This is a genomic window from Moorena sp. SIO4E2 (assembly GCF_010671945.1).
Taxonomy (GTDB): Bacteria; Cyanobacteriota; Cyanobacteriia; order Cyanobacteriales; family Coleofasciculaceae; genus Moorena; species Moorena producens.
In genome coordinates this window covers 1-4,857 of record NZ_JAAHIE010000526.1, presented here as the reverse complement: position 1 = coordinate 4,857, position 4,857 = coordinate 1, and the positions used below count along the sequence as shown (strand labels likewise).

Genomic DNA, 4,857 nt, shown 5'->3' with positions numbered 1-4,857 from the left:
TTTTCTGTTTAGCAAACGTCACATCTACATCATCAATACCTTGTTTGGCAAAAGCAGTCTTAAGGGCTGGCACATAATGTTGTTCCACAAATTCAGTAAAGGGTTTCTTTTCAATTGCTGGTGGTTTGGCTTTTTTAGCTTTTGCCTCTGTAGCCGCAGGGGCCTTAGCCGCAGGAGCCTTAGCCGCTGGTTTCTCTTCTGATTTTTCAGCAGGCTTTTTGGCCGCAGGGGCCTTAGCCTGCGGTTTTTCTGCTGATGTATCAGAAGGAGTATTCGCTTCCTCAGGGTTAGGCAAGGGTTGGGTTTCTTCCGCCATAGCTTACGTAAGTCGTTATCTTTACTGTGGATAATCCTATCTTACTGGCGAAGGGCTAGACAGATGCCTCGGGAATCGGGAGTCGGGAATCGGGAATCGGGAATCGGGAGCGGTGCGACCCGTGGCGAATTTAATTCGCCTACGGAAAGCGCACCGAGGGAGTCGGGAAAAGCGGGAAAAGCGGGAAAAGCGGGAAATGGGCAGAATTCTCCGGACTTGAGCTAAACGCGATTGGCGGTAGGCCACGCTACGCGAACGCATTTGTCAGTAGCTTTAGTATAGCGGTTTCTAACCTAATGAGGTACACAGGATTTTTTCCCTCTTGCCTCTTGCCTGTTCCCGATTCCCGATTCCCGATTCCCGATTCCCTATCGCTAGCTTTTTTCTCTTGGGAGAGTAATTAACCGCTAACACCTGATGCGGCAGAGGATGGCAAAGCTGAGGGAACTATACTAAAGTATATGAGTACTGAAAATTAATCCTAAAAAAATTAATTATCAGATTTAATAGCATGTAAATAATGTAAGCATTCAGCCATCAGCCGTCAGCCGTCAGCCGTCAGCCGTCAGCCGTCAGTTTTGTGGCACAGGCTTTGGCCTTGGCCTTTCGGCCACGCTACGCGAATGGCCACGCTGTGCGAACGACGCTGGGAGGTGACTTTACTCAGCATTATTCCAATGCTTACTTGTTTTATTCAAAAGCACCTCAAGTAGCGCATTAGCTGATAGCTGATACGCGACACGCTGATAGCTGATACGCGACACGCTGATAGCTGAATACTCACTCAATAATGCTATAGCATTAATTGTATTATCAATAGTATTTGAATTTAGGGTGTATTAAAATAGTTGATAATCTCCCTAGGAGCCAGGGTAAATCTACTAAACCTAAACACGACTTAGAAATAAATAACAACTAATCTATATGGTCTGGTCAGAGCAACAGCTGTTACATGGTGGTAAATACAAGATCGAGAAAATTCTTGGACGTGGAGCGTTTGGAATTACCTACAAAGCAGTCCATCAGTTACTCAATCAAGATGTTGTAATTAAAACACCACACGAAAGCCTGAGATTGGCTCCAGACTACCCCAACTATGGAGAACAATTTATCAAGCAAGGACAACTGCTGGCTCAACTGTCTGCTGACCTTGAATCCCTGGTCCAGGTCAGAGACTTGTTTCAAGAAGGAGATACCTACTGCCTAGTGATGGATTTTATTTCCGGGGAAAGTTTGTGGAAGTTGGTACAACGCACAGGACCATTACCTGAAACTGATGCAGTAGCCTACATCACTCAAATTGGGTCAGCCTTGAATCTAATCCATGGAGTAGGGCTAGTGCATTTAGATATCAGCCCTCATAATATCGTGGTCAGTAACAGTGGCAAAGCCGTGTTGATTGACTTTGGCATTCCTGGGGATATACTCCGAGATAGTAATGTGTCCAGCCATATTGACAATAAACCATTTCGACCCTACGAGCTATACTACCAAGGCAGTCGTCACGCCAAGGTAGATGTCTACTCTCTAGCGGCTTCGATGTACCATGCCGTAACTGGTCTAAGTCCTACCGAGTCAATTTACCGCAAGTATGACGGTGAAGAGCTGGTGCCACCAAACCAACTGGTTCCTAGTATTAGCGATCGCTTAAATCAAGTAATTCTCCAAGGCATGGCCTTAGAGCCAAAAGACCGTCCTCAGTCAGTCCACGAATGGTTACAGCCCGTGACTGAAAACGATTATTTCATCTCTTTGAGTGAAGCTGATGACCTTAGTTCTGATGTAGGAGTAGATTACCGCCCATTACGGGATTTACTAATCCGTAGAAAGTGGCAAGAGGCAGATCAAGAAACTCTCGCCGTTATGCTCAAAGCAGCAGGACGAGAAGAAGAAGGCTGGCTTGACATCCCAGATATCAACACCTTTCCTTGTACAGACCTCTGTACTCTCAACAGCCTCTGGGTAAAGTACAGCCATGGGCGCTTTGGCTTTAGTGTACAGAAGCGAATCTGGCAGAGCATAGTCACCGAGAGTGTGCAGGTAACTCCTGGTGCCGATTATGACTATGAAACTTACTGTCGCTTTGGCGATCAACTTGGATGGCACACCAACGAAAAGTGGCTAGATTACGTTGACCTCCCCTTCACCCTCAATGCTCCCCAGGGGCATCTACCAGTCAGCTATGTCGGATTCTTTTCCGGTTGGGCATACTTTGCCTTTTTCATGGGTGGCGTATCTCTCTTCTCTCGCCTTGAGATATGTAGTATTTAGCAGTGTTTATAGCAGTTTGTAATTCGGTCTGGGTGTTAGGGAATCGGGAATCGGGAATCGGGAATCGGGAATCGGGAGTAGGGAGTAGGGAATCGGGAAACAAGACTGTGTACCTGATTAGGCTAAAAACCGCTAAATAATATGTAGAGCAGTTATAAACCAATTTATAGCTGCTCTATATAACTATTGTTTGATTGATAATTTTTCTAAAAAAACATATACAGCAGTTTGCAATTCAATTAGGTACAAATTTCTAGGTTTTTAGGGAGCAGGGACTGAGGCCGTGGGCCACGCGGGGCGCGTTCGGAGCAGGGAGTAGGGAAGAGGGAAGAGGGAAAACAATCCTGTGTACCTGATAGTTATGCAAACCGCCGTAAAAAAATAATTTTTAATAATCTCTGATTAATTTACCCATAAATTTTAATTAATAAGTGGAGAAAATTAATCTAATTTCCACTTTTTTTATATTTCCTATTCTCGATTCCCGATTCTCGATTCCCGATTCCCGATTCCCGATTCCCTAATTCCTAAAACTCAACACAAAAATCCCTGAGGTTATTGTATGATATCAAGACAGTAAAAAGCATCAGCCATAATGACTATCGGGATTTGGGTACTAGGGGATCAACTTTGGACTCAACAATCAGCGCTAAACAGTTGTCAACAAAACCATCAAAATACGCCAGTAATTCTGATTGAATCCCTAAGCTACGTCCAACAAAGACGTTACCACCGCCAAAAACTCGTATTCATTTGGTCAGCCATGGGCCACTTTAAAACCAACTCGACTTAAGCAGCACAGAAGGATTTATTCGTCAAGTCCTGGGTTGGCGGGAATATATGCACGGCATTTATATCTATATGAACCCTGACTACTCCCAAAGCAATTGGTTCAACCACACCCAGCCCCTACCTGACTTTTACTGGCATGCCGAGAAAACAGACATGAACTGTTTACTCCAAATTTTGAGTCAGGTTGAACGAACCGGTTACGCCCATCACATTCAGCGACTGATGGTGTTGAGCAATTTTGCTCTAATTGTTGGAGTTTCCCCTCAATCGATCTTAGGTGCGCTTTCCGTTGGCGAATTAAATTCGCCACGGGTCGCACCTGAAGAATGGTTTCATGGAGCCTTTATTGATGCCTATGATTGGGTCATGCAAACCAATGTGATTGGTATGGGTCAGTTTGCCGATGGCGGCATCCTAGCATCCAAACCTTACGCTGCATCAGCTAATTACATCAATAAAATGAGCGACTACTGCAGCAGTTGTGCTTACAATCCTCGGAAACGCTCTGGGGAGGGAGCCTGTCCCTTTAATTTCCTCTACTGGGATTTTCTCTGCCGCCACCGTGACCAACTCAAGGCTCAAGGCCGCATGAGTTTAGTCTTGTCTCACATCGACAGAATCTCTGATCAAGACATACAACAAATTCGTGAAGAGGCTCTAAGGTGGCATAGCGACAATATACCCGAACATACCACATAATTATGTTATAAGCAATTAGTCAGTGGTTATATTTTTTTTCATTGTTTTTTCCTTAAGGACTCAACTGAAGAGTTTGCTAATCAGAGTTTGCTAATATAGCGCTCCTAAATGAATTGTGAGAATTTTTGATGCCATATTCCCTACTCCCTGTTCCGGTGATCCGCTGTTCCCTGTTCCGGTGATCCGCTGTTCCCTTTGCTATAGATCACAGGTCACAATCCACAATTGCCCCATCTGTCGTCACCAGTTTTCCACCGCCAACGAAACCGTAAGAATTCTTATCGTTTGTCCCAACTTTCCCCCACAGATTCCCCACTGTTTCCACACAGAGCTTCAACCTTTTCCACAGTTTTCCCATAGTTTTCCACAAGCCTCAACGGTGGCATTAGGTATTCCAGTTTTACTGGGGATTTTCCCGACTTAGTATTCCGCAGCAGTTAAGACCGCAGTTTATGTAAAGTTATGTAAAAAAAAAGCGCTTCAAACCCTGATTATTTCGTATACATTTCGGAATTTGAACAGGAGTTGTAATATTTCGCAGCATTGACAAACCCACCCCATTTCAGATGAAAATGGTGCGACCAACCTATAAAAAAATTTGCTCTAAGCTAACCTACGCCCACTAGCAGGGGTTAGCACGGACTACCCTAGGCTATTTGGGGATAGTTCTGAACTAAAGCAAGGGTGGCATCAAAATTCAGTGCTTCGGTGCTAGCTTGTCTTGGCTTTCTTTTGGCCAAGGCAGTTATCTGAAGTGCTTGAAATCAGGTGGCTTTTTC

At 44.7% G+C, this 4,857-nt stretch carries 7 protein-coding genes and 1 pseudogene; 5 read left to right on the top strand and 3 right to left on the bottom strand.

Annotated features, from left to right (window positions below; genetic code table 11):
* The coding region (locus F6K37_RS32190; protein ID WP_287254672.1) for a DUF2996 domain-containing protein at positions 1-316 on the bottom strand (316 nt) is incomplete at its 3' end.
* Positions 317-352: 36 nt separating this feature from the next.
* Positions 353-577: a hypothetical protein gene (locus tag F6K37_RS32185; RefSeq protein WP_287254670.1), complete on the bottom strand. Its 225-nt coding sequence runs from the start codon at positions 575-577 to the stop codon at positions 353-355.
* Positions 578-896: 319 nt separating this feature from the next.
* On the opposite strand from F6K37_RS32185, the gene F6K37_RS32180 reads away from it, so the two are divergent.
* Positions 897-1,037, top strand: a complete 141-nt coding sequence (locus tag F6K37_RS32180; protein ID WP_287254668.1) for a hypothetical protein — start codon at positions 897-899, stop codon at positions 1,035-1,037.
* Positions 1,038-1,240: 203 nt separating this feature from the next.
* Positions 1,241-2,587, top strand: coding sequence for a serine/threonine-protein kinase (locus F6K37_RS32175; RefSeq protein WP_287254666.1), 1,347 nt, complete (start codon positions 1,241-1,243; stop codon positions 2,585-2,587).
* Here F6K37_RS32175 and F6K37_RS32170 read toward each other — a convergent pair.
* Positions 2,538-2,750, bottom strand: a complete 213-nt coding sequence (locus tag F6K37_RS32170) for a hypothetical protein (protein WP_287254664.1) — start codon at positions 2,748-2,750, stop codon at positions 2,538-2,540. The two genes, F6K37_RS32175 and F6K37_RS32170, sit on opposite strands and share 50 nt — an antisense overlap.
* Before the next feature lie 432 nt (positions 2,751-3,182).
* Between F6K37_RS32170 and F6K37_RS44980 the strand changes: the two genes are divergently transcribed.
* The 3 genes and pseudogenes from F6K37_RS44980 (at position 3,183) to F6K37_RS32160 (ending at position 4,502) form a co-directional block, all read left to right on the top strand.
* Positions 3,183-3,380, top strand: coding sequence for a cryptochrome/photolyase family protein (locus F6K37_RS44980; RefSeq protein ID WP_008190035.1), 198 nt, complete (start codon positions 3,183-3,185; stop codon positions 3,378-3,380).
* Positions 3,365-4,078: pseudogene (locus F6K37_RS32165) on the top strand (cryptochrome/photolyase family protein); the annotation flags it as partial. The gene F6K37_RS44980 and the pseudogene F6K37_RS32165, both read left to right, overlap by 16 nt.
* A 115-nt stretch (positions 4,079-4,193) precedes the next feature.
* A complete protein-coding gene (locus tag F6K37_RS32160) occupies positions 4,194-4,502 on the top strand; it encodes a hypothetical protein (RefSeq protein WP_287254661.1) in 309 nt (102 codons plus the stop codon).
* Positions 4,503-4,857: the final 355 nt, after the last annotated feature.